Annotated in this window: 21 protein-coding genes; 14 read left to right on the top strand and 7 right to left on the bottom strand. The window is 71.4% G+C overall.

The window, feature by feature from the left end; genetic code table 11:
• Nucleotides 1–81: 81 nt before the first annotated feature.
• From AB0C12_RS39940 to AB0C12_RS39970, 7 genes are read left to right on the top strand one after another with little or no spacing between them, the layout of a single operon-like run.
• Complete coding sequence (locus AB0C12_RS39940) at nt 82–1,881, top strand: Wzz/FepE/Etk N-terminal domain-containing protein (RefSeq protein ID WP_360555970.1); 1,800 nt, start codon at nt 82–84, stop codon at nt 1,879–1,881.
• Nucleotides 1,878–3,293, top strand: a complete 1,416-nt coding sequence (locus AB0C12_RS39945) for a hypothetical protein (protein WP_360555971.1) — start codon at nt 1,878–1,880, stop codon at nt 3,291–3,293. The genes AB0C12_RS39940 and AB0C12_RS39945 overlap by 4 nt, the downstream gene beginning before the upstream one ends.
• Complete coding sequence (locus AB0C12_RS39950) at nt 3,280–4,509, top strand: hypothetical protein (RefSeq protein ID WP_360555972.1); 1,230 nt, start codon at nt 3,280–3,282, stop codon at nt 4,507–4,509. The genes AB0C12_RS39945 and AB0C12_RS39950 overlap by 14 nt, the downstream gene beginning before the upstream one ends.
• Before the next feature lie 34 nt (nt 4,510–4,543).
• A complete protein-coding gene (locus AB0C12_RS39955; RefSeq protein ID WP_360555974.1) occupies nt 4,544–5,422 on the top strand; it encodes a sulfotransferase in 879 nt (292 codons plus the stop codon).
• The gene (locus AB0C12_RS39960) at nt 5,419–6,981 is read left to right on the top strand and encodes a polysaccharide biosynthesis C-terminal domain-containing protein (protein WP_360555976.1); all 1,563 of its coding nucleotides are present in this window, start codon (nt 5,419–5,421) and stop codon (nt 6,979–6,981) included. Before AB0C12_RS39955 ends, AB0C12_RS39960 begins: the two co-directional genes overlap by 4 nt.
• Nucleotides 6,978–7,706, top strand: coding sequence for a methyltransferase domain-containing protein (locus AB0C12_RS39965; RefSeq protein ID WP_360555977.1), 729 nt, complete (start codon nt 6,978–6,980; stop codon nt 7,704–7,706). Before AB0C12_RS39960 ends, AB0C12_RS39965 begins: the two co-directional genes overlap by 4 nt.
• An 8-nt stretch (nt 7,707–7,714) precedes the next feature.
• A complete protein-coding gene (locus tag AB0C12_RS39970; RefSeq protein WP_360555979.1) occupies nt 7,715–8,713 on the top strand; it encodes a glycosyl hydrolase in 999 nt (332 codons plus the stop codon).
• A 54-nt stretch (nt 8,714–8,767) separates the two neighbouring features.
• Here AB0C12_RS39970 and AB0C12_RS39975 read toward each other — a convergent pair whose 3' ends face one another.
• Nucleotides 8,768–9,550: a WecB/TagA/CpsF family glycosyltransferase gene (locus AB0C12_RS39975; RefSeq protein WP_360555980.1), complete on the bottom strand. Its 783-nt coding sequence runs from the start codon at nt 9,548–9,550 to the stop codon at nt 8,768–8,770.
• 62 nt (nt 9,551–9,612) lie between these two features.
• On the opposite strand from AB0C12_RS39975, the gene AB0C12_RS39980 reads away from it, so the two are divergent.
• From AB0C12_RS39980 to galT, 4 genes are all read left to right on the top strand, one after another.
• A complete protein-coding gene (locus tag AB0C12_RS39980) occupies nt 9,613–10,563 on the top strand; it encodes a sulfotransferase (RefSeq protein WP_360555981.1) in 951 nt (316 codons plus the stop codon).
• Nucleotides 10,563–11,477: a glycosyltransferase family A protein gene (locus AB0C12_RS39985; RefSeq protein ID WP_360555983.1), complete on the top strand. Its 915-nt coding sequence runs from the start codon at nt 10,563–10,565 to the stop codon at nt 11,475–11,477. Before AB0C12_RS39980 ends, AB0C12_RS39985 begins: the two co-directional genes overlap by 1 nt.
• Nucleotides 11,478–11,569: 92 nt before the next feature.
• Nucleotides 11,570–12,346: a DeoR/GlpR family DNA-binding transcription regulator gene (locus AB0C12_RS39990; RefSeq protein ID WP_360555984.1), complete on the top strand. Its 777-nt coding sequence runs from the start codon at nt 11,570–11,572 to the stop codon at nt 12,344–12,346.
• Nucleotides 12,343–13,434, top strand: coding sequence for a galactose-1-phosphate uridylyltransferase (gene galT / locus AB0C12_RS39995; RefSeq protein WP_360555986.1), 1,092 nt, complete (start codon nt 12,343–12,345; stop codon nt 13,432–13,434). The genes AB0C12_RS39990 and galT overlap by 4 nt, the downstream gene beginning before the upstream one ends.
• Here the strand turns inward: galT and AB0C12_RS40000 are convergent.
• Nucleotides 13,431–13,940: a MarR family transcriptional regulator gene (locus AB0C12_RS40000; RefSeq protein ID WP_360555987.1), complete on the bottom strand. Its 510-nt coding sequence runs from the start codon at nt 13,938–13,940 to the stop codon at nt 13,431–13,433. The genes galT and AB0C12_RS40000 overlap by 4 nt on opposite strands.
• A 124-nt stretch (nt 13,941–14,064) precedes the next feature.
• Between AB0C12_RS40000 and AB0C12_RS40005 the strand changes: the two genes are divergently transcribed.
• Nucleotides 14,065–14,712 carry an NAD(P)H-dependent oxidoreductase gene (locus tag AB0C12_RS40005; RefSeq protein WP_360555989.1) on the top strand — a complete coding sequence of 216 codons (648 nt, stop codon included), beginning with the start codon at nt 14,065–14,067 and terminating at the stop codon, nt 14,710–14,712.
• 499 nt (nt 14,713–15,211) lie between these two features.
• Here AB0C12_RS40005 and AB0C12_RS40010 read toward each other — a convergent pair whose 3' ends face one another.
• Complete coding sequence (locus tag AB0C12_RS40010; RefSeq protein ID WP_360555991.1) at nt 15,212–16,426, bottom strand: NADP-dependent isocitrate dehydrogenase; 1,215 nt, start codon at nt 16,424–16,426, stop codon at nt 15,212–15,214.
• Nucleotides 16,427–16,554: 128 nt separating this feature from the next.
• On the opposite strand from AB0C12_RS40010, the gene AB0C12_RS40015 reads away from it, so the two are divergent.
• The gene (locus AB0C12_RS40015; protein ID WP_360555992.1) at nt 16,555–17,352 is read left to right on the top strand and encodes an MBL fold metallo-hydrolase; all 798 of its coding nucleotides are present in this window, start codon (nt 16,555–16,557) and stop codon (nt 17,350–17,352) included.
• 41 nt (nt 17,353–17,393) lie between these two features.
• Here AB0C12_RS40015 and mdh read toward each other — a convergent pair whose 3' ends face one another.
• The 4 genes from mdh to purN form a co-directional block, all read right to left on the bottom strand.
• The gene (gene mdh / locus AB0C12_RS40020; RefSeq protein WP_360555994.1) at nt 17,394–18,344 is read right to left on the bottom strand and encodes a malate dehydrogenase; all 951 of its coding nucleotides are present in this window, start codon (nt 18,342–18,344) and stop codon (nt 17,394–17,396) included.
• A 100-nt stretch (nt 18,345–18,444) separates the two neighbouring features.
• Nucleotides 18,445–19,038 carry a pentapeptide repeat-containing protein gene (locus AB0C12_RS40025; protein WP_360555996.1) on the bottom strand — a complete coding sequence of 198 codons (594 nt, stop codon included), beginning with the start codon at nt 19,036–19,038 and terminating at the stop codon, nt 18,445–18,447.
• Entirely contained in the window at nt 19,038–20,597 is a 1,560-nt protein-coding gene (purH, locus tag AB0C12_RS40030; RefSeq protein ID WP_360555998.1) for a bifunctional phosphoribosylaminoimidazolecarboxamide formyltransferase/IMP cyclohydrolase, read from the bottom strand. The genes AB0C12_RS40025 and purH overlap by 1 nt, the downstream gene beginning before the upstream one ends.
• Nucleotides 20,594–21,211 (bottom strand): phosphoribosylglycinamide formyltransferase, encoded by a 618-nt coding sequence (gene purN / locus AB0C12_RS40035; RefSeq protein ID WP_360555999.1) that lies wholly within the window; start codon nt 21,209–21,211, stop codon nt 20,594–20,596. Before purN ends, purH begins: the two co-directional genes overlap by 4 nt.
• 164 nt (nt 21,212–21,375) lie before the next feature.
• Here purN and AB0C12_RS40040 point away from each other — a divergent pair, with 164 nt between their 5' ends.
• The gene (locus AB0C12_RS40040) at nt 21,376–21,648 is read left to right on the top strand and encodes a DUF4190 domain-containing protein (protein WP_360556001.1); all 273 of its coding nucleotides are present in this window, start codon (nt 21,376–21,378) and stop codon (nt 21,646–21,648) included.
• The last annotated feature ends 199 nt before the right edge of the window (nt 21,649–21,847 follow it).

The raw sequence follows: 21,847 nt of genomic DNA on the forward strand, positions 1-21,847 counted from the left end.
TACGGGGGCGAAACGCCCGATTGCCGTCAACTCACTCCACACCCCGAAAGGGCCGCCGAACCGATGGAAGATCCGCGCCCGGTGTCCGCCGACCTCTCGCATTACCTGGGCGTCTTCCGCCGGCACTGGTGGGTCGTGCTCGCCGCCGCGGGGGCCGGGCTCGGGCTCGGCGCCCTGGTCACCCAGGTCGTGCCCAAGGTCTACGAATCATCGACCTCGGTGCTGGTGCAGGCCGTCTCCGGGGACACCAACGCCTCCGGCGGCCGGACCAAGGGCCCGATCAACCTGGACACCGAGGCCCAGCTGGTCGGCTCGGGCGCGGTCGCGGTCAAGGCCGCGGCCCTGCTGCGCTCGCCGATCTCGCCGATCGAGCTGGCCCACGACGTCTCCGTCGAGGTGCCGGCCAACACCACCGTGCTGGTGATCCGCTTCCAGGCGGACACCCCGCAGGGCGCGCAGGCCGGGTCGCACGCGTTCGCCGAGGCGTACCTGCGCAACCGCGAGGAGACCGCCCGGGCCGGGCTGGACCAGCAGATCAAGACGCTCAACCTCAAGGCCAAGCAGCTCACCACCAACCTGAGCAGCATCAACAACCGGCTGGCCAAGGCCGCGGACGGCAGCTTCGAGCGCAGCAACCTGGAGAGCCTGCGGAACAACTCACAGAACCAGCTCAACAACATCACCGGCCGGCTCAACGAGCTGACCACCGCCACCGTGGGCGCCGGCAGCATCATCAGCGACGCCCGGGCGCCGGAGACCCCGATCAGCCCGAACGCGATGCTCAACATCGCCACCGGCGGGATGGCCGGGCTGCTGGCCGGGCTGGCGCTGGCCTTCATCCGGGAACGCTTCGACCGGCGCCTGCGCAGCGCGGCCGACGTGCGCGACCGGGGGCGGATCCCGGTGCTGGCGGCGCTGGACGAGCGGACCACCCCGCACTTCGACGACGTGCTGCAGCCGTACGGGCCGGGCGGGCGGGTCTTCAACCGGCTGCGCAACGAGATCCTGGCCAGCCTGAACAGCGGGGACCAGATCATCGTGGTGACCGGGGCCAGCCGGGGGTCGGCGACCACGCTGGTGGCGGCGAACCTGGCGGCCGCGCTGGCGCGTACCGGAAGTGATGTCGTGCTGATCGGCGCGCACCTGCCGGACAGCGTCGTGGACGCGGCCCCGCTGGCCCGGATGCTCGGCGTCGCGCCGATGCCGGGCCTGTCCGACCTGCTGGCCGGCCGGATCGGCCTGCACAAGGCGATGCAGCGGACCCCGCGCATCCCGTCCCTGCGGGTCATCACGACCGGTGGCGCGGCGACCGCGGCCGGCCTCATGCAGTCCCAGCGGCTGCGCGACACGCTGGAGGCGCTGCGCCGGCAGACCGGTTACGTGGTCATCGAGGCGCCGTCGACCAGCAGCAGCGCCGATGCGCAGAGCCTGGCCAGTCTGGCCGACGCCGCCATCCTCGCGGTCGAGCTGCGCCGGGCCAAGCGCCCGGCCCTGCTGGACGCGGCCGAGCAGCTCAGCCGGGTCGGCACGCCGCTGCTGGGTGCCGTGGTGCTGCCCCGGTTGAACGCCATGCGGGCCGACGAGCAGAACCTGCCGGTGGTCACCCTGCCGGCCGAGCGCCGGCCCGAACCGCGGCCCACGCAGCGGCCGGAGCAGCAGCAGAGCGAGGAACGGTCCGAGCCACGCCCGGACGAGACCGCGGTGCTGGACACCGAGCGCACCCAGCAGATGCGGCGGATCCCGGCCGGTCCCACGCCGGGCGGCCCGGTCCGCCCGCGCCCGAGCGAGCTGGACGAGGTCACCGCGATCATCGACCTGGGCTCGGCGGGCACCCAGACCAAGACGGCCGAGAAGACCGGCGAGCAGCCGGACGACAAGTGACGCTGGTCGTCCCGGGCGGCCCTGGCACCACCAGCACCCGGGCCGCCGGGCCCGCGCACAGCGCCCCGGTGCAGCGGACGACCGCCCTGCCGGCCTGGCCGCTGGCCGGCGTGCTGGCGTTCTATCCGCTGTGGTGGGCGCTCGGCCTGGGCGTGCTGATCTTCCCGCTGACGGCGGTGCCGATGCTGGTGCTGCTGCTGCGCCGGCGGGCCGCCGGCCGGCCCGTGCTGCTGCCGCCCGGCTTCGCCTGGTGGCTGCTGTTCCTGGCCGCCGTCGTGGTGAGCATCGCGGCGCTGGGCGCCGACCCGAGCGGGACGGTGGCCGAGCCGGCGAGCGGCCGGCTGATCGCGGTCGTCTACCGGCTTTCCCTGTACGCGTCCCTGACCGTCCTGCTGGTGTACGCGGGCAACCTCACCGAGCTCGAGCTCTCCCGCCGGCGCCTGGTCAAACTGCTCGGCTGGCTCTTCGTCGTCACCGTGCTCGGCGGGCTGCTCGGCATGGTCGCCGGGCGGTTCGAGTTCACCTCGCCGGTCGAGCTGCTGCTGCCCCAGGGCCTGCGCAGCAAGGGTTTCGTGCAGTCGATGGTGCACCCGTACGCCGCGCAGATCATGGACCTGCTCGGCGGCGAGAAGCCCCGCCCGGCCGCGCCGTGGGGTTACACCAACACCTGGGGCAACAACTTCTGCCTGCTGATGGTCTGGTTGGTCGTCGCGGCCGGGGCCACCCGGCGCGGCGGCGTCAAGCTGCTGGCGGCGCTCTGCCTGGGCGTCTCGATCGTCCCGGCGGTCGTCTCGCTCAACCGCGGCCTGTGGATCGGCATCGGCGTGGTCGTGCTCTACGTCGCCGTCCGGTACGTGCTCATGGGCCGGCTGTGGGTCATCGCGGCGGTCCTGGTCGCCGTGGCCGGCCTGGTCCTCGCCCTGGTCGCCACCCCGCTCGGTGACACGGTCAACGCCCGCATCGACAACGGCAAGTCCAACGGGGTCCGCTCATTCCTCATCGAGCGCGCGGTCGACGGTTTCGCCGAGTCCCCGGTGATCGGCTTCGGCTCGACCCGCAACACGATCGGCGGCCGTAACTCGATCACCGTCGGCGAGAGTTCCGAGTGCGAGCGCTGCGGCAACTTCACCGTCGGCGGCAACGGCCAGTTCTGGCAGCTGATGTACGCCCACGGCGCCGCCGGCACCGTCGCCTACCTGGCCTTCTTCGGCTACGGGCTGTGGCGTTTCCGGCGCGACCGGACCCCGATCGGGATCGCCGGCAGCGCCGCCATCGTCAGCTCCTTCTCGGCGATGCTCTGGTACAACTCGCTGGCCACCCCCCTGGTCTTCATGTTCCTGGCGTACGCGCTGCTCTGGCGCAACGAACAAGAGGCGAACAGATCCGGAGGGCCAGCCCATGAGTCCCGTTAAGACCGCACCCGCCGCCCTGACCGCGGGCGACTCGGCACTGCGCACGCAGTACCTCGCCGAGGTGCTGGAGCTGCTCTACCCGGCACCGTGCGACACCACCGGCGGCCGCGGCGAGCCGATCACCGAATACCTGGTCGTGCCGGACGCGCGCCGGCCCCGGCTGCTGGTGCCGAACGCCTCCCGCCGGGTCGCCGCCGCGGCGGTACGCCGTTACGCCGAACCGCAGTCCCGCAGCGCCCGCCTCAAGCGGGACGCGGTGGTGGCGGCCCTGCGCACCGGCGCCTCCGGGGTGCTGCTGCGCGACCGGATCAAGGTCACCGGCCCGGCCGCGGAGAGCATCGACGGACACCTGCGCCAGGCGCTGGGCCGTGCGCTGTCGGTCAGCATCCACATCGGACCAGCCCGGGCCAACCGCAAGCCGGTGCTGCAGCTCATCAGCCCCGAGGGCGAGACGTTCGGCTTCGGCAAGCTGGGCACCGGCCCGCTGACCCAGCGGCTGGTCAAGGCCGAGACCTCGGCGCTGACCGCGCTCGGCACCGTCGGGCTGACCAAGCTGTCCGTGCCGACCGTGCTGCACGCCGGGCAGTGGCGCGGCCTGCAGGTGCTGATCCAGTCGGCGCTGCCGGTCTGGCTGCCCCGGGCGCCGCTGACCCAGCGCCGGTTGATCGCCGCGATGCTCGACATCGCCGGGTGCTGCGGCTATCACAGCGGCACGCTGGTCGGCAGCGCGTACTGGGCCGAGCTGCGCGGGCGGCTGGCCGCGCTCGGCGACCGGCCCGAGGGGGTCGCACTGACCTCGGCCGCGGAACTGCTCGCCACCCACGCCGGGCAGCACACCCTGCGGTACGGCGCCTGGCACGGCGACTGGGCCCCGTGGAACATGGCCAACCTCGCGGACGCGCTGCTGGTCTGGGACTGGGAACGCTTCGCCACCGGAGTGCCGGTCGGCTTCGACGCCGTGCACCACGAGTTGCAGAAGCGGATCCAGTCCACCGGCGACGCCGCTGCCGCGGTCGAGGCGACCGTCCGCCAGGCCGGGGAGCTGCTCGCGCCGTTCGGGGTGGCCGACGACGCCCGGGAGCTGACCGCCCTGCTCTACCTGATCGACCTGGCCGCGCGGTACCTGGCCGACCGCCAGGCCGAGGCGGGCGCCCGGCTGGGCGTGCTCGGCACCTGGCTGCTGCCGGTCCTGATCCGCCGGGTCGAAGAGCTGTGACCCGCCACCACACCATCGGAAGGCCGCAGTAACCATGGACGTCTCCAAAGTTCCGACACCCGTCAAGCGGGTCGTGCACCTGGGCACGCGCTCGTACGGCCGGCTCACCGCCCCGGCCCGGATGACCCCGTCGTTCCTGATCTGCGGCGGTCAGCGCTGCGGCACGACCTCGCTCTACCGCGCGCTCGCCGCGCACCCGGTGGTGCTCAAAGCCGTGCTGCACAAGGGCGTGCACTACTTCGACGTGTCCTACGACCGGGGCATGGGCTGGTACAAGGGCCACTTCCCGATGCAGCGCAGCGCCGAGAAGATCCGCACCCGCTACGGCGTGGACGCGCAGACCTTCGAGTCGAGCCCGTACTACATGTACCACCCGCAGGCGGCCGCCCGGATCGCCGCGGACCTGCCCGGGGCGAAGCTCGTGGTGCTGGTCCGGGACCCGGTCGAGCGGGCCTACTCGCAGCACCACCACGAGGTGGCCCGGGGCTTCGAACAGGAACGCGACTTCGGCAACGCGCTCGCCCTCGAAGCCGCCCGGCTGCACCGCCAGGAGCACAAGCTGGCGACCGACCCGACCTACTACTCCTTCGGCCACCAGCACCACGCCTACCGGGCCCGCGGCGAGTACGCCCGCTACCTGAGCGTGATGGCCCAGCACGTCGGCCGGGAACGCATCCACGTGGTGGAGAGCGAGCGGTTCTTCGCCGAGCCCGAGCAGACCTACGACGAGGTGTGCCGGTTCCTGGGTCTGCCGACCGACCTCGGGCACCCGCCGTTCGAACGGCACAACGCCCGTCCCCGCAAGTCCGACATGGACCCGGTCCTACGCCAGGACTTGACCGAGCACTTCGCGCCGCACGACGACGCCCTGATCACGTGGCTGGGCCGGGTGCCCATCTGGCGCCAGGCATGACCGTCACCGACGTCGCGGCGCCGGACCGCCGCGGCACCCGGGGCGTCGCCCGCGGCGGGCTGGCCAACATGGCCGGCTCGGCGCTGGCCGGCGGCACCGGCGTCGTGGTCACCTGGATCGTCGCCCGCAGCCTCGGCGCCGAGCAGGCCGGCGCGTTCTTCGCCGCCACGGCGGCCTTCGTGCTGGCCGGCGGGCTGGCCAAGCTGGGTACGCAGACGGGCCTGGTCTACTGGCCGGCCCGGCTGCGCGCCACCGGCCGCGACCACCTGCTCGGCGCCTGCCTGCGGATCGCGTTGACCCCGGTCGTCGTGCTCGCGCTGGTGCTGGCGGTCGCGATGTGGTTCGGCGCCCCGGCCATCGCCCACCTCACCGCCGAGGACTCACCGCACGTCATGGCCGGGCACACCACGGCCCTGCGGGTGCTGGCCCTCTTCCTGCCGTTGCAGGCGCTCACCGACGCGCTGCTCACCGCCACCCGCGGCTACAAGGCCATGCGGCCGACCGTCACCCTGGACCGCGTCCTGCGCAGCACGCTGCAGTTGCTGTGCGTCGGCGCGGCCGGGGTGGCGACGCTGTGGGGCACGGCGACGTTGCCCGCGTTCGCGTTCGCCTGGGCGGTGCCGTACCTGCCGGTGGTGGTCCTGGCGGCGGTCGCGTTGCGGCGCACGTACCTGGCCGGCCGGCCCGACGGTCCGCGCACCCGCCGCCGCGACCGCCGGCAGCTGCGTCGCGACTTCTGGCGGTTCACCGGGCCGCGGGCCCTGGCCAGCGTCGCGCAGCTGGCCCTGCAGCGCGTCGACGTGCTGCTGGTGGCCGCCCTCGGCGGGCTGGCCGCGGCCGCGATCTACGCGGTCGCCGGCCGGTTCGTGGTGCTCATCCAGTTCGCCAACCAGGGCATCTCCCAGTCGGTGCAACCGCGGCTGGCCGAGGCCCTCGCGGTCGGCGACCGGGACACCGCCAACCACCTCTACCAGACGGCCACCGGCTGGCTGGTCCTCGTCACCTGGCCGATCACCTTCCTGGTGATCCTGTTCGCGCCCGTCTACCTCGGACTGTTCGGCAGAGGCTACCGCAGCGGCGCCGACGTGGTGGTCGTGCTGGGCTGCGCGATGCTCGTCGCGACCGGCTGCGGCATGGTCGACATGGTACTGGCGATGGCCGGGCGCACCTCCTGGAACCTGATCAACGTCCTGATCGCGCTGGGCGTCACCATCGGCCTGGACGTGCTGCTGATCCCCCGGTACGGCGCTCTCGGCGCCGCGATCGGGCTGGCCTGCGCGATGGTCGCCAACAACGTGCTGCCGCTGATCCAGGTGGGCCGGGCCGCCCGGCTGCACCCGTTCGGCCCCGGGACGCTGGCCGCCGCCGGGCTCTCCGTCGCCTGCTTCGGGATCCTGCCCCGGCTGGTGACCGTCGTGGCGGGCGCCGGCCCGGCCGGTATGTCGCTGGCTGTCGCGCTGGCCCTGACCGCCTTCGCCGCCGGGGCGTGGCTGCTGCGCGGACGTCTCGGTCTCAACGCCTTCAAGCCCCGCAAGCTCACCCAGAGGAGGACCGGTTGACCACCGAATACACCAAGGTGTTCCAGGACGCCGAAGCCGTCGACAAGTACGAGCACGTCACGTACGCGCCGGACAGCTACGCGTCGCGGATCAACGAGCGGCAGCAGGCGTACCTGCGCAAGCTCGTCACCCGGCAGTTCGACACCGCGCCGGTGCAGCACGACTTCGCCTGTGGTACCGGGCGCGCCATCCGTACGCTGCACGGCCTGGTCCGGGAGGCGCACGGCTACGACACGTCCGCCGAGATGATGGCCAAGGCCGCCGAGGTGGGCTCGCAGGCGCACTGGCACCAGGTGCCGATGGACGGCCCGGTGCCGGAGCCGGTGCGGGCCGGATTCCCGGCGATCGTGACGATGTTCCGGCTGCTGCTCAACGTGCAGGCCGACGTGCGGGACCGGGCCATCGCGTTCGCCGCCAAGGCTTTGCCGGACGCGGCCTCCGGGCTGCTGGTGGTGGAGAACCACGGCAACGCCGGATCGCTGCGGCACCTGCGGGCCCGGCGGCACTCGGGTGAGCGCTGGTTCGCCGAGCTGTCCCACGAGGAGGTCGGCGAACTGCTCGACCGGCACGGCTTCGAGGTGATCGAGCGGAAGGGCTTCTCGATGCTGACCGAGTCGCTGGACCACAAGGTGCTGGCCCGGGCCGCCGACGCCGCGGCCCGCAAACTGCCGGGCACCGACAGCTTCGCGGTCAACGTCCTCTACACCGCCCGGCGGAAGAAGTAGCCACTGTCATGCGCCGTGTTCTCGCCCTGCTGGGCCTGCTCGTCCTCGTGCTCGCCGGCTGCACTTCGCACCGGCGGGCCGAGCCCGAGCCCACGCCGTCCCCCGACCTGACCAGTGCGCCGGTGGCCGTGGCGGTGAACCCGGGTCCGTTCGAGTCCGGCCCGTTCGAGGCGCCGGAGACCGGTGCGTACCTGGGCGCCTGGATCAAGCCCGACGCCCTGACCCATGCCGGCCGGGTCGAGGCGGTCGACGGGCTCGAGAAGGACCTCGGGCGCCCGCTCGACATCGTCAACACGTACCGGCGCTTCGACCAGATGGTCGGCACCGCGTCCGACGAGGAGTTCCTGGACACCGACGCCACGCTGATGGTCAGCTGGGCCACCGGGGACAACCGCTCGATCCTGGCCGGCGAGCACGACCGGCTGATCCGCCGGCAGGCCAAGGCGATCCGCAAGGTCAAGGAACCGGTGCTGCTGCGGATCCGGTGGGAGATGGACCGGCCGAACCTGCGGGCCACGATGTGGTCGGGGGAGGACTACATCGCCGCGTACAAGCACATCCGGCAGATCTTCGCCGAGCAGCGGGTCAAGAACGTGTCGTGGGTCTGGTGCCCGACCGCGGAGGGCTTCATCCGCGGCGATGCGCCGGCCTTCTACCCGGGCGACGACCAGGTGGACTGGACCTGCGTGGACGTCTACGCCGGAAATCTGTTCCAGCCGATCGGGCAGCTCATGGGCCCGTTCCTGCAGTGGGCGGCGCAACGACCCAAGCCGATCATCATCGGTGAGTTCGGGGTGGCCAAGGCGTGGGGCTCGGCCGGCCGGGCGGCCTGGCTGGCCGACGCCGAGCGCACCTTCAAGGCCAACAAGCAGATCAAGGCCGTCGTCTACTTCGAGTCCAACCCCGAGGGCAACGGGCCGAAGCAGCAGTTCCAACTGGCCGGGGACAAACCCGCGTTCCAGCAGTTCGCCCGGCTGACCCGGGATCCGTACTTCAATCCCGAATAGGCCGCCCGCGGCCGCCGGGCGCCCACCCGTCCGGCGGCCGCGGGTGTGTCCGGGTCATCGGCGTGCGGCCGCGCCGGCCAGCAGCCGCATCGCGTACGGGGCGTCGTGCTTGAGGTAGCGCCCGGCCAGCCGCCCCGGGTCGGTCCCCAGGCGGTGGGCCCACTCCAGGCCGGTCTTCTGCATCCAGCGCGGCGCCCGCTCGACGTCGCCGGCCACGAAGTTGACCGCCGCACCGCAGCCGATGAACCAGGCCCGCGGCAGCTCGGCCCGCAACCGATTGATCACGCCCTCCTGCTTCGGGAAGCCCAGCCCGACGAAGACCAGGTCGGGTTCCGCCCCGGCCACCTTGCGGCACAGGTCGGCGAAGGACTCCTCGTCGCGCTCGAAGCCGTACGGTGGGCACAGCGTCCCGGCGATCCGCAGCCCCGGGCACTCACCCGCCAGCCGGTCGGCGGCCCGGGTGGCACCGTCCTTGGTCCCGTCGGCCGCCGGCGTGCCGCCGACGACGAAGATCGATCGGCGGTCGTGGGCCAGGCCGCGCGACAGCGACCAGATCAGGCTGCTGCCTGCGACGCGTTCCGGCAGCGGGGTGCCGCTGAGCTTGCTGGCCCAGACCAGTGGCATGCCGTCGGCCACCACCAGGTCGGCGTCGTCGAGATAACCACGGACCTCGCTGTCCATCTGGGCCTGGCGCAGGATGTCGACGTTCGGGGTCAGGATCCGGCCGCCCCGGCCCGCATCGATGGCCTCCCGGACGACGGCCACCACCTCCTCCTCGGTGATCCGGTCGAATCCCGTGCCGTCCAGATGCACCCGGTCGAATGCCTCGATTGTCATGCGACGCCTCCTTCACCCTTGTTCGCTCGTTATAGGAGCGAAACGAGCGAAGGTGGGCCAAAGTGGCACGGGTTCTTTATTTGGGTGGATTAGGACGAAGCGGAACAACGCTCGTCGAGCGCCTCCTCGGCGAGCTGCCCTCCGTGTGCTCGCTCGGCGAGATCGTCCACCTCTGGCAACGCGACATCCGCGACGACGAGCGCTGCGGCTGCGGCGCCCGCTTCTCGGCCTGCACGTTCTGGAAGCGTGTGGGCGAACGCGCCTTCGGTCACTGGGGCAATGTGGACGTCGAGCGGGTGCACGCGCTGCGCGACGTCGTCGAGCGCACCCGGCACATCCCCCGCCTGGCCGGCGCCCAGTTGCCGCCGGCCCAGCGCGCCGACGTCCGCGAGTACGCGAGCTTCTACGCCCGCGTCTACTCGGCGGCCGCGGCGGTCTCCGGCGCCCAGGTGGTCGTCGACTCCTCCAAACACAGCGCCCTGGCGCACGTGCTGCGCTGGGCCGACGACGTCGATCTGCGGGTCGTGCACGTGGTGCGGGACGCGCGCGGGGTCGCGTACTCGTGGACCAAGACCGTCGCCCGGCCGGAGACGGACGGCAGCGAGGAGATGACGCGCTACTCCCCCGGCCGTTCGGCTCTGCTCTGGAACGCGCACAACGCGGCCTTCGGACTGCTCTCGCGCCGCGGCGTGCCGGTCCGCCGGATCCGCTACGAACAGTTCCTCACCGACCCGCGGGCCGCGCTGCGCGAACTCGCCGAGTACGCCGGCGTCCCGGTCTCCGACGCCGATCTCGGCTTCCTCGGCGACGGCTACGCCGATCTGCGGGTCGGCCACAGCGCGGCCGGCAACCCGATGCGCTTCAGCGTCGGCCGGCTGCCGCTGCGCCGCGACGACGCCTGGGTACGCGCGCTGCCCAGCGGCCAACGCCGGCTGGTCGGCGCGGTGTGCGCCCCGATGCTGCGCGCGTACGGCTACCCGCTCAACCCCGCAGAAGTGCCCCAGGAGGCGTGATGAACTGGCCGTCCGTCGGTGTCGTGATCCCCACCCGCAACCGTCCCGAACTGCTCCGCAAGGCCATCGCCGGGGTACGCGCCCAGCGTTACCCGGGTGAGCTGAAGATCGTGGTGGTCTACGACCAGACCGAGCCCGACTACCTGCTCGCCGCCACCGACGGCGTCCAGGTGCTGGTGCTGACGAACTGGCGCACCTCCGGGCTGGCCGGCGCCCGCAACACCGGCATCCTGGCGCTGGACAGCGAGTACGTGGCCTTCTGCGACGACGACGACCAGTGGGCGCCGGACAAGCTGCGCCGCCAGGTGGCCGCCCTGGTGGCCGAGCCGGACTCGGAGATGGCGACCTGCGCGATCGAGGTCGAGTACGAGGGCCGGACCACGCCGCGGCTGGCCGGGCGCAGCCGGGTGACGGTCGACGAGCTGGCCCGTTCCCGGATGGCGATGCTGCACTCGTCGTCGTTCCTGATCCGCCGGGACGCACTGGCCGAGTCGGCGATCGGACTGGTCGCCGAGGACGCGCCGGGCAGCCAGAACGAGGACTGGGACATGCTGCTGCGGGCGGCCCGCCGCGCGCCGATCGTGCACCTGGACGAGCCGCTGGTCCGGGTCCTGTGGGGCCGCACCTCGCACTACGCCTACGAGTACGCCACCAAGATCTCGTCGCTGCGCTGGATGATGCAACGCCACCCGGAGATCAGCGGCTGCGGCCCGGGCGCGGCCCGCGTCTACGGTCAGCTCGCGTGCTGGTCGGCCGCGACCGGCAACCGGAGTCAGGCGTGGCAGTTCAGCAAGGAGGCGGTCCGCGCCAACTGGAAGGAGCCCCGGACGGCGATCGCCCTCGCGGCCATGACCGGCGCGGTGAAGGTGGAGAACGTGCTGTCGGCGCTGCACAAGCGGGGCCGAGGTATCTGACACACCACCTTTTGCGCACACCCGCTCAGCGGGTAGTGTTCGCACGTGTTCGAATTCGTGCGGTTATCCCGTCGTAGCGACGGTGAGTGCTGATGCTCGCGCAGCAGCGTCAGGCGGCGATCCTGGACCGGGTCCGGGCCGCCGGCGGCGTCCGCGTCAGCGAGCTGGCCAACGAGTACGGCGTCTCCGACATGACGATCCGCCGCGACCTGGAGACCCTGGCCGACCGCGGCCTGCTGGCGAAGGTACACGGCGGCGCGACCACGGTGAGCCCCGGTTCGGCCCACGAGCCCGGCTTCGCGGCCAAGTCGGTGCGCCAGCGCGCTGAGAAGGCCGCGATGGCCATGCGCGCCGCCGCCCTGGTGTCTCCCGGTGACGCCATCGCCCTGTCCGCCGGCACCACGACCGCGGGCCTGGCCCAGCGGCTCGTCGACGTGCCGGCGCTCACCGTGGTGACCAACTCCATCCCGGTCGCCGACGTCTTCTACCGCGCCGGGCGCCCGGACCAGACCGTGGTCCTGACCGGCGGCACCCGCACGCCCTCGGACGCCCTGGTGGGGCCGGTGGCGGTCGCCGCGATCGGCACCCTGCACCTGGACATGCTGTTCCTCGGCGTGCACGGGATGAGCGAGCGGGCCGGCTACACGACGCCGAACCTCATGGAGGCCGACGTCAACCGGGCGCTGGTGGAGGCGGCCGAGCGGCTCGTGGTGCTGGCCGACCACACCAAGTGGGGCACCGTGGGCATCTCCTCGATCGTGCCGCTGGACCGCGCCGACGTGGTGATCACGGATGACCAACTGGACGAGGCCGCACGTGCGGTCCTGGTGGAACAGGTGAACGAGCTGATGGTGGTAAGCGCCCAATGATCTCCCAGAGGACTGCGATCCGGCTCTCCGACGGCCGCGAGCTCATCTACTTCGACGAGACCCCGGACGCGGACCGCGCCAAGTGGCCGGACACCCGGCACCTGCCGCCCCCGCCGCCGACCTCCCAGCTGCGGTACGACCCGCTGGTCGACGAATGGGTGGCGGTCGCGGCGCACCGGCAGACCCGTACCTTCCTGCCGCCGAGCGACAAGTGCCCGCTGTGCCCGTCGACGCCGGAGTTCGCCAGTGAGATCCCCGCGCCGGACTACGACGTGGTGGTGTTCGAAAACCAGTTCCCGTCGTTCAGCGACCGGGTCAAGCCGGACGAGATCACCGCGCTGACCGACATGGTCCCGGTCCGGCCGGGCATCGGGCGCACCGAGGTGGTCTGCTTCACCAGCGACCACAACAGCTCCTTCGGCACGCTGCCGCCGGCCCGGGTCCGCACGGTGCTCGACGCGCTGGCCGACCGGACGACCGAGATGTCGGCCCTGCCGGGCATCGCCCAGGTGTTCCCGTTCGAGAACCGCGGCATCGAGATCGGCGTGACGCTGAGCCACCCGCACGGGCAGATCTACGCGTACCCGACGGTGCCGCCGCGCACCGAGGCCATGCTGCGGGCGGCGCGCAAGCACGCCGAGCACACCGGCGGGCGCAACCTGTACGCCGACGTGCTGGCCGCGGAGCAGAAGGCCCAGGTCCGCGTGGTGGCGTCCAACGAGCACTGGACGGCGTACGTCCCGGCGGCGGCCCGCTGGCCGTACGAGGTGCAGCTGGCCCCGCACCGCCAGGTGGCGGACATCCCGGCCCTGAGCGACGCGGAACGGGACGCCTTCGCACCGCTGTACCTGGACGTGCTGCGCCGCTTCGACGCGCTCTTCGGCAAGCCGATGCCCTACATCTCGGCCTGGCACCAGGCGGTGGTCGGCGAGGGCCGCGAGCTGGGTTACCTGCACCTCCAGCTGTTCAGCATCCGCCGGGCGGCGGACAAGCTGAAGTACCTGGCCGGCTCGGAGTCGGCGATGGGCGCCTTCGTCAACGACATCGTCCCGGAGGCCGCCGCCCAGCGCCTCCGCGAAGCCCTTTAGTCGGCCACGACGTTTCTCGGGGCGCTCGGCGGCCAGCCCTGGCCGGGGCCGACCTGCCGGGCCACCTGGCGGCCGATGTCGCGCAGCTCGGCCACCTGCTCGGGGCGCAGCGCGTCGAAGACGTAGCGCCGAACCGTCTCGACGTGTCCGGGCGCGGCCGCCACGACCAGCTCCCAGCCGGTGTCGGTGAGCACCGCCTCGACGAACCGGCCGTTCTCGGCGCTGGGCTCGCGGAAGACCCAGCCCCGCTGCTCCAGGCGCTTGACCACGTTGGACAGCCGGGACAGTGAGCCGTTCACGAACTGGGCCAGCTCGCTCATCCGCAGGCGCCGGCCGGGTGACATGGACAGCCCCGCCATCACGAGGTACTCGAAGAACGAGATGCCGCTGTCGCGCTGCAGCTGGGTGTCGAACGCGCCCGGCAGCTTGAACATGAGCCAGGACAGGGCCAGCCAGGCGTCGCTCTCGTCGGGCGACAGCCACTGGGGTTCGTTCCGGCCTTCCACGGGATGCAGCCTACCGGCCCTGATCAGCCAACTTGACGTACGTCACTTCACGGTTGACTTCACGCTTGAAGCGAGTCATCGTTGACTTCAAGCGTGAAGTCATACTCAACAAAGGGGACGAACCATGACGTTGTTCCGGCTGGACGCCAGCATCCGGGTCGAGGGCTCGGCGAGCCGCGAGATCGCCGACCTCGTCGAGCAGGAGTGGCTGGCCGCACACCCGGGCGACCAGGTCGAGCGTCGGCACATCGGCGTCGACGTGCTGCCGGCCGACGCCTGGGGGCACGCGGTGGGCGCCGGCTTCGTCCCGCCCGAGCAGCACACCGCCGAGCAGGCGAACGCGGTGAAGCTGGCCACCACCCTCACCGATGAACTGGTCAACGCGGACGCGGTGCTGCTGGCCGTGCCGCTCTACAACTGGGGCGTGTCCCAGCACTTCAAGACCTGGTTCGACCTGATCATGACGGACCCCCGCGTACGCGCCCCCGAGGGCCTGATCCCGGGCAAGCCGGTCGTCCTGGCCACCGTCCGCGGCGGCGCCTACGGCCCGGGCACCCCCAAACACGGCTGGGACTACTCAACCCCGTACCTCCACCGCATGCTCACCGAGCAGTGGGGCGCGACCCTCACAGTCGTAGAACGCGAACTGACCCTGGCCGGCGTCAACCCGGCCCTCGACCCCCTCCGAGACCTGGCATCTCAACTCCACCAGCAAGCCCTGAGCGCCGCCGTCGAAGCAGGCCGCGCCTTCGGCGTCCCCCCAACCGCCTAACCGCACTCTCACAAGCGCAACCGCGCAACCAGCCGTGCCCCGCCAATGAAGTAACCGCACCCAAAGTCGCACTTCGCCCGTCGGTGTCGAGGGCGCCAAAACAGGCTAGGCGCCCTTTGCCGTGGCCTGTTTTGGTGTCCTCGACACCGACCGCCCTGGGGCGAAGTGCCAGCCGAGCGGAGCGAGGCCATTTAGTAGAGGGGCGGGGGGCCCGGGACGAGGCCCCCCGCAGGGAAGGGACGGCAGGCGCAGATCGCCCACTGATCGCGCGCTGCTTCCAGAACCGGTCGGCGCCCGGGACAAGGCGGCCGGACCGGCGGGCGACCAGAAGCGCGACGCGACCGTCATCCGTTCTATCCAGGGAAACGAGCGGCCAACCCGAAGAGTTACGCCCGCTACCCCGCGAAACCCGACCTAAACATCCGTTTTGCGAGCTTCGCGCCGCGTAAAAAGGCCGCCGGCAGATGCGCGGCGGCCTTCGTGCTTACGGCGTACGGGATCAGGCGAGCTTGCGAGCCAGATTCTCGTCCAGGGCGTTCATGAACTCGTCCGTGGTCAGCCAGGGGGCGTCCCGCGAGATGAGCAGCGCGAGGTCCTTGGTCATCTGACCGCCCTCGACCGTCTCCACGCAGACCTTCTCCAGCGTCTCGGCGAACTCGGTGACCGCCGGGGTGCCGTCCAGCACACCGCGGTGCTTGAGGCCGCCGGTCCAGGCGAAGATCGAGGCGATCGGGTTGGTCGAGGTCTTCTCGCCCTTCTGCCACTGCCGGTAGTGCCGGGTGACCGTGCCGTGCGCGGCCTCCGCCTCGACGGTCTTGCCGTCCGGGGTCATCAGCACGGAGGTCATCAGGCCGAGCGAGCCGAAGCCCTGCGCCACGGTGTCGGACTGCACGTCACCGTCGTAGTTCTTGCAGGCCCAGACGTAGCCGCCCTCCCACTTCATGGCGGCGGCCACCATGTCGTCGATGAGGCGGTGCTCGTAGGTGAGGCCGGCCGCCTTGAACTGGTCGGCGAACTCGGTCTCGAAGATCTCGGCGAACAGATCCTTGAACCGGCCGTCGTACGCCTTGAGGATCGTGTTCTTCGTCGACAGGTAGACCGGGTAGTTGCGGGCCAGGCCGTACCGGAACGAGGCGCGGGCGAAGTCGCGGATCGAGTCGTCGTAGTTGTACATCGCCATCGCGACGCCGCCGCCGGGGTAATCGGCGACGTGGAACTCCATCGGCGCCGAGCCGTCCTCGGGCGTGAACGTGACGGTCAGCTTGCCCGGGCCCGGGGTCACGAAGTCGGTGGCCTTGTACTGGTCGCCGTGGGCGTGCCGGCCGATGATGATCGGCTTGGTCCAGCCCGGCACCAGCCTGGGTACGTTCGACATGATGATCGGCTCGCGGAAGACGACGCCGCCGAGGATGTTGCGGATCGTGCCGTTGGGCGACCGCCACATCTTCTTGAGGCCGAACTCCTCGACGCGGGCCTCGTCCGGGGTGATCGTCGCGCACTTGACGCCGACGCCGTGCCGCTTGATCGCGTTGGCCGCGTCGATGGTCACCTGGTCGTCGGTCTCGTCGCGGTACTGGATCGACAGGTCGTAGTACTCGAGGTTGACGTCGAGGTACGGCAGCACCAGCTGCTCGCGGATCTGCTTCCAGATGATCCGGGTCATCTCGTCGCCGTCGAGCTCCACAACCGGGTTGTTGACCTTGATCTTCGCCATCGACCGGCGCTCCTCTCCGGGACACGTGCTTCTAGCAGTACGAGCGTACTGCAGGTCGGTGGAAGATCGCCTCCCGGCCTCGCCCTAACCCTCTCGCACGAGCCGGCCCGCGCCGCCAGAATGGCGGGATGTCTGCCATCCGGAAGATCGGCCCGCTCACCGTCATCGCGCTGCCGGACGCCGAAGGACCGCATTTCGACCGGCGCGAGGACGCGCTGCCGGACGCCACGGCCGAGCAGTGGGCCGCGGCCGACGAGCGCGATCCGGACGCGCGGACCGCGGACGGCCGCTGGTGGTTGCGCTTCCGGAGCTTCGCGATCCGGTACGGCGACAGCGGCCCGGTCACCCTCGTCGACGCCGGGATCGGACCGGCCCACTCGCTCGCCGCCGACTGGGCTCCCGTACCCGGGCACCTGCCGGACGAGCTGGCCGGGGCCGGGATCGAGGCCGCGGACGTCGAGGCGGTCGTGCTGACCCACCTGCACACCGATCACATCGGCTGGGCCGTCCCGGCGGACTCGCCGTTCACCAACGCCCGGGTGATCGTGCAGCGCGCGGAAGTCGACGCCTTCGCCGCCGCCCGCCAGCAGGACGCGCTGCTGCGGCCGCTACGGGACCAGGGACGACTCCAGGTCGTGGAGGGTGACACCGAGCTGAGCGCGGGCGTACGGATCATCTCCACGCCCGGGCACACCCCGGGCCACCAGTCGGTGCTCGTTGACGGCGGCGGCGAATCGGTGCTGATCACCGGGGATCTGCTGGTGCACGCGGTGCAGCTGGTTGATCCAGGGCTGGCCTACGGGCACGACATGGACGTGCGGCTCGCCCGCAAGAGCCGGGACGCGGCGCTCACCGCGGCCACCGCCCGGGGCTCGTGGCTGGCGGTGTCGCACCTGGGTCAGCCGTACTGCCGTACCGGGACATGAAGAAGGCCGGGACCGAGGCCCCGGCCTTCCCCGCAGCAGGATCAGAGCGAAGCGACGTCCGCCTGCTTGGCCCGGACCGCCTCGGCGGCCTCCTTGAGGCCGGCCAGCTCGGTGTCGGTCAGCTTCTCCTCGACGACCTTCTTGATGCCTTCGGCGCCGACCTCGGCCTCGACACCCAGGTAGACGCCCGAGATGCCGTACTCGCCGTCGACCCAGGCGCAGACCGGCAGCACGACGCCGGAGTCCTCGGCCACGGCCTTGGCCATGCGGGCCGCGGCGGCCGACGGCGCGTAGTAGGCCGAACCGGTCTTGAGCAGCGCCACGACCTCGGCGCCACCGTTGCGGGTGCGGACGACCAGTTCCTCGATCTTGTCGGCCGGCAGCAGGTCGGACAGCGGCTTGCCGTCGACCGTGCAGCGCGACGGCACCGGCACCATGGTGTCGCCGTGCGAGCCGAGGGTGAGCGCCTTGACGCTCTTGACCGGCACCGCGAGGGTCTCGGCGATCGAGTTGGTGAAGCGGGCCGTGTCCAGCACGCCGGCCTGGCCGAAGACGCGGTTCTTGGGGAACTGGGTGGCGATCTGGGCCAGCGCGGTCATCTCGTCGACCGGGTTGGAGACCACGATGACCACGGCGTTGGGGGCGTACTTGGCGATATTCTCCGCGACGGTACGCACGATCTTGGCGTTGACCTCGAGCAGGTCCATCCGGCTCATGCCCGGCTTGCGCGGCAGACCGGCGGTGACCACGACGACGTCGGAGCCCTCGATGGCCTCGTAGCCCTCACCGTTGGGGCCGGTGGTGACGCCGACGACCTTGGTCTCGAAGCCCTCGATCGGCCGGGACTGGTTGAGGTCGAGCGCGAGACCCGCGGGCTTGCCCTCGATGATGTCGGTGAGCACCACGGTGTCGAAGATGTCGTACTCGGCCAGACGCTGTGCGGTCGTGGACCCGTAGAAACCGGCGCCTACGACGGTGACCTTCTTGCCCATGCTTCTCACTCCCAGTCGGCGGGACGCTTTTTCCGGACCGTATCAGTCGGTTAACGGCGCATTACCGGGCAGGGCCGCCCAGGGCGAGGTAAACCACTGTTCAGGCGCTGACCTTGGCGCCGTACGCGGTCGCGAACTGCACGGCCTGGGCCATGTCGATCTTGGTGGCGTCCAGCCGGAGGCCGTGCAGCGCGACCCCGTCCAGGTCGGCGCCGCGCAGGTCGGTGCCCTTCAGGACGGCGTCCTTGAGCCGGGCGTGCGACAGGTCGGCGCCGCGCAGGTCGGCCCGGGTCAGGTCGGCGCCGGTGAGGTCGGCCTCCCGCAGCCGCAGCCCGCCGAGCTTGGCGGCGGTGAGGTTCTGCCCGCGCAGCGAGACGAAACCCCAGTCACCGCCGTCGATGGTCAGCGGCCGCAGTCCACAATCGAGGAACTGCGAGCCGGTGAGCTTGCAACCGGTCACGGTGGCGTCGAAGAACGAGCACCGCCGCAGCACTGACTGGGTGATCGCACAGGCGTTGAGCTCCGCGGCGTTGAAGCGCACATTGCCGAACTCGCAATGGGTGAACGTGCATCCGGTCAGCTTCGCCTCGGACCAGTCGACGTCGTGGAACGCGCAGTCCTCGTAGTGTGCGCGTTCCACCTCGGCGAGGGCCCAGTCCTGGCCCGCGAACGTGTCGTTCCGGACGACGTCCATCAGTGGTAGAAGTGCCGCGTACCGGTCAGGTAGACGGTCATCCCGGCCTTCTCGGCCGCCTCGATGACCAGGTTGTCGCGGATGGAGCCACCCGGCTGCACGACCGCCTTGACACCGGCGGCGATCAGCACCTCGAGGCCGTCCGGGAACGGGAAGAACGCGTCGGACGCGGCCACGCTGCCCTTGGCCCGGTCCGCGCCGGCCCGGTTCACCGCGAGGTGCGCCGAGTCGACCCGGTTGACCTGGCCCATGCCCACCCCGACGGTCGCGCCGTCGTGGGCGAGCAGGATCGCGTTGCTCTTCACCGAGCGGATCGCCCGCCAGGCGAAGGCCAGGTCCGCGAGCTCCTCGTCGGTGGCGGCCGCGCCGGTGGCCAGCGTCCAGTGCGCCGGGTCGTCGCCCTCGGCGTCGATGCGGTCGGACATCTGCACCAGCATGCCGCCGCCGATCTGCTTGATCTCCGCGGGCGGCGGGTTCCAGGCCGGCGCCACGAGCACGCGCAGGTTCTTCTTCTCACGGAAGACCGCGAGCGCCTCCTCGGTGAACGACGGCGCGACGATGACCTCGGTGAAGATGCCGTCGAGCTGCTGGGCCAGCTCCACGGTCACCTGCCGGTTGACCGCGATGACCCCGCCGAACGCGGACACCGGGTCGCAGGCGTGCGCCTTGCGGTGCGCCTCGGCGACGTCGGCGCCGACCGCGATGCCGCACGGGTTGGCGTGCTTGATGATGGCCACGCACGGCTCGGTGAAGTCGTTGGCCGAGCGCCAGGCCGCGTCCGCGTCGACGTAGTTGTTGTAGGACATCTCCTTGCCGTGCAGCTGCTCGGCCCGGGCCAGCCCGGCCGGCGCGTTCGGGTCTAGGTAGAGCGCGGCCTGCTGGTGCGGGTTCTCGCCGTAGCGCAGGGCGCTCTCGCGCTTGAGCGCGAGCCCGGCGAACTCCGGCCACTCCGAGGGCGCCAGCGTCGTCGCGCACCAGTTCGCCACCGCCACGTCGTACTCGGCGATGTCGGCGAAAGCGCGAGCGGCGAGCAGCTTGCGCTGCGTCAGCGTGAAACCGCCGTCGCGCAGGGCGTCCAGAATCAACGGGTACGCCGCCACGGACGTCACCACCGCCACGGACGGGTGGTTCTTGGCCGCCGCACGGACCATCGCCGGCCCGCCGATGTCGATCTGCTCGACGCACTCGTCCACGGTCGCGCCGGACGCCACGGTCTCGGTAAACGGGTACAGATTGCTGACCAGCAGGTCGAACGGCTCGATGGCCAACTCGGACAGCTGCGCGGCGTGGGTCTCCAGCCGCAGGTCGGCGAGCAGTCCGGCGTGCACCTTGGGGTGCAGCGTCTTGACCCGGCCGTCCAGCGTCTCCGGGAAACCGGTCAGCTCCTCGACCCGGGTCACCGGGACCCCGGCGGCCTCGACGGTCGACGCGGTGGAGCCGGTGGAGACGACCTGCACCCCGGCGGCGTGCAGGGCCTGCGCGAGCTCGACCAGGCCGGTCTTGTCGTACACGCTCAGCAGCGCGCGCTTGATCGGCCGGCGGCCGTCCTCGACGGTCATGGGATGGAGACCTTCCTGTCCGTGATGGTCCAGCCTTCGCGCACCAGCCGGCCGACGTACTCGACCAGCTGGCGGCGCTCGGCTTCCTTGATCCGCTCGGTCAGCGTCTCCTCCGTGTCGTCGTCGAGCACGGGCACGCTGACCTGGGCGATGATCGGGCCGGTGTCGACACCGGCGTCGACGAAGAACAACGTCGCCCCGGCGATCTTCACGCCGTAGGCGAGGGCGTCGCGCGGGCCGTGGATGCCCGGGAACGACGGCAGCAGCGCGTTGTGGGTGTTGACGTAGCGGTCCCCGAAGGCGGCCAGGAAGTCCCGGCCGACCAGCTTGAGGAAGCCGGCCGAGATGACCAGGTCCGGCTTGTGCTCGGCCACGTGGGCGGTCAGGGCGGCATCCCAGTCGTCGCGGGTCGGGTAGGCCTTGACGGAGTCGACGAACGTCGGCACACCGGCGGCGGCCGCACGGTCGAGCCCGGCGATGCCGTCCCGGTCGGCGCCGACGGCCACGACCTTCGCGCCGTACGCGGGATCCGCGGCGGCGTCGAGGAGAGCCTGCAGGTTGCTGCCGGAGCCGGAGACGAGGACGACCAGGCGGGCGGGCGCGGGGTCTGTCACCCGAGCACCCTATCGTCGTGGCCCCTGACGACGGCAAACGGGTCGTTTCGAGGACAGCGGAAACCGCTGATCATCGGTTAGGCTGCGGGCCGCTCACGTGATGGTCCACGTGCGCCCGGTTTGCACATCACCGCATTGCGCGGATTTATCTGGAGGATTCGCCCGTGACGCCACCGCCTTACTACGGTCAGCAGCCGCCCGCAGCGCCGGGCAACGACAAGGTGACGCTCTGGGGCGTCCTCGGCATCGTCTTCGCCTTCTGCTGCTGGCCCCTCGGCATCGTCTTCGGCGTGCTGAGCCTGCTCGAGGCCCGCAAGGTCGGCAAGAAGCCCACGCTCGCCTACGTGACCTTCGGCGTCATCGTGCTGGCGCTCGTCATCAACATCATCCTGGCCGCCACCGGCGCGCTGGGCGACCTCATGTCGTCGAACTCCTGACGATCTGAGCGGCACCACCGCGAGGGCGTCCCGGCTTCGGCCGGGGCGCCCTTCGCGCATCCGGCGCGCTTTGCCGGAGCCGGGCCGAGCCGGGGCGCCCTCCGCCTATCCGGCGGCTTTTGCCGGAGCCGGCGCCAGGCAGGAACGGGCCGCAGCCCGCCGCGCATCCCGGCGGGCTGCCGCCGGAAGCCGGTTCAGC

Origin of the sequence: Actinoplanes sp. NPDC048967, assembly GCF_040649415.1 — a bacterium.
Lineage (GTDB): Bacteria > Actinomycetota > Actinomycetes > Mycobacteriales > Micromonosporaceae > Actinoplanes.